The following is a 2,229-nucleotide window of genomic DNA, read 5'->3' as shown; positions in this document are numbered from 1 at the left end:
CTGTTCGGGTTATTGTAAAAAGAGCTATACTGGCAACCCTCGGTATCGTTTATGGCACTTTTGGCGATCATCAGAAAGCAAAAGAGTTGTTTGAACGAGCTTTACCTATTTTTGAGAAACATTATGGCTCTGGTCATGTTCAAGTTGCCAAACTACTGGCAAATCTTGGTATTGCCTATGGCGCTTTGGGCGATCACAAGAAACAAGAGGAATTGCTTGAACAGGCCTTGCCTATTTTTGAGAAACATTATGGCCCTGATCATCCGGAAGTTGCTAAACTACTGGCAGAACTAGATGACATTTAGGTTTTTAGTCAATACTGGATTAACAACAATTCATTTGAGCTACACTTCCAAAACTAATCTATTTGGATCTTCTATATAATTTTTTATTTTAACGAGGAAAGTTACTGCTCCTTTGCCGTCAACTATTCTGTGATCGTAAGAGAGAGCAATGTACATCATAGGTCTGATTTCTACTGCATTACCAACAGCAACTGGCCTGTTTTGTATTGAATGCATTCCAAGTATTCCAGATTGCGGAGAGTTTATTATCGGAGTGGAAAGAAGTGAACCGTATACTCCACCGTTTGAGATGGTAAATGTTGCACCTTCCATTTCTGATACTTGTAATTTACCCTCACGAGCTTTTTTGCCAAGAGCAACTAAAGTCAACTCAATTTCTGCAAATGACATCTGATCGGCACCCCGAATAACTGGTACAACAAGACCTTTATCGGTGCCAACAGCAACACCTACGTCATAGTAATGTTTATATATGATTTCATTGCCTGAGATTTCAGCGTTAATTTCAGCAATTTCTTTCAATGCTTGCACCGCTGCCTTTATAAAAAACGACATAAAACCCAGTTTTATTCCATATTTTTTTTCAAAAGTGTCCTTATATTTTGCTCTTAGATCCATGACATTTTTCATGTCAATTTCATTGAACGTGGTCAGTATTGCAGCAGTATTTTGCGATGCTTTCAAACGAGCGGCAATTACTTGCCTTATTTTGCTCATTTTTACTCGTTCCTCTCTTTGCTCTCCACTTACTACACTTTTTGGCAATTCGTATTGTTTTATTGCAGGTTGTTCAGCTTTGTTCATACGGCCTATCACATCTGCTTTTGTTATTCTGCCTCCCATGCCAGTTCCTTTGACGCTTTCTGCACTGATTGCATTTTCTTCCATAATTTTACGAGCTGATGGAGCATCTTTTTTAGCAGCACTTTCGCTTTTATCTTCTTTTCTTGCTTTCTCTTTCACTTCTCCCATGGAAAGCTTCGCTAACAATTGATCAGGAGTTATTACATCATCTTCTCTTATAAGAAATTCAGTTATTTGCCCTGAAGCTTCTGCAGTTAATTCGAGTGCTGTTTTGTCAGTTTCAATTTCAAAGATCAAGTCATCTACTTTTACTGCTTCTCCAATACCCTTCTTTATTTTTACTATACCTTCTGTAACTGATTCACCACCAAGAGTTTTTGGTGCTTTGATTTCTATAATCTTGCTCATAAAACAACTTCCGTATAAAACTTTCTATAGATTTATACATGAAAAGAAACATGTAATAAACTAATGAATTCATTGAGGCTGTTATCATTTAGAAGTGACAAACGGATAACATATTCCCAAATGTCATTCTAGCACGTGACGCTAGGCCATAAAAATTCCTTGACAAGCCTCGCCAGCTCCCTTATCATGAAACTGAAGCTATTTATTTATCTTCTCTGTACAGATTAAATGACAAAAAAACTCACGTATCTGGCGTCTCATGTTTAATTTTTTGCACTATGTGCACCTTATGTCTTTATAAAACTTCTACCTACATAAGCTGAAACGCGCTTATAAAGCGTCTAAAACATAAAAAAACGCCAACTTAAAAAACGGATAGTGAATAACTAGCTACCCTAGGGTTTCTTTTGCCTTTTTTTCTGTTTAGTAAATTTCGTAATGTTTCTAATTTAGATTAGTTGCGGTTTAAAAGCAACTGAATCGCGGTTATTAAGCATGTAGAATAAAAAAACGCCATACTTGAAAGTATAATGTAAGTAATTAGCCAACCACGTGGCTTCTTTTGCCTTTTTTTTCGTTTGGTAAATTTCTTAATGTTTGTAGCTAAACGATAACCGTCATCCCGCTACTTGTTAGCGGCCGAGATACCACGAATGAATCGCGGTATGACGTAGGATTGCTGTCATTCCAGTGCCAAGCACTGGGATCCAGC

The 2,229-nt window shown here is 37.3% G+C and carries 2 protein-coding genes; one reads left to right on the top strand and one right to left on the bottom strand.

What is annotated here, in order from left to right:
• A partial coding sequence (locus tag WGMM_RS03175) for a tetratricopeptide repeat protein (RefSeq protein WP_038249996.1) occupies positions 1-305 on the top strand: 305 nt, incomplete at its 5' end.
• A gap of 39 nt (positions 306-344) precedes the next feature.
• Here the strand turns inward: WGMM_RS03175 and odhB are convergent.
• Positions 345-1,517: a 2-oxoglutarate dehydrogenase complex dihydrolipoyllysine-residue succinyltransferase gene (gene odhB / locus WGMM_RS03170; RefSeq protein ID WP_038249994.1), complete on the bottom strand. Its 1,173-nt coding sequence runs from the start codon at positions 1,515-1,517 to the stop codon at positions 345-347.
• Between the last annotated feature and the right edge of the window lie 712 nt (positions 1,518-2,229).

It is taken from the genome of Wolbachia endosymbiont of Glossina morsitans morsitans, assembly GCF_000689175.1.
GTDB classification, from domain to species: Bacteria; Pseudomonadota; Alphaproteobacteria; order Rickettsiales; family Anaplasmataceae; genus Wolbachia; species Wolbachia pipientis.
This window is presented reverse-complemented; position numbering and strand designations above follow the sequence as displayed.

What these genes read in the sequence shown, in the direction of transcription:
- odhB (WP_038249994.1), bottom strand. Translation starts at nt 1,517, where the DNA reads ATGAGCAAGATTATAGAAATCAAAGCACCAAAAACTCTTGGTGGTGAA.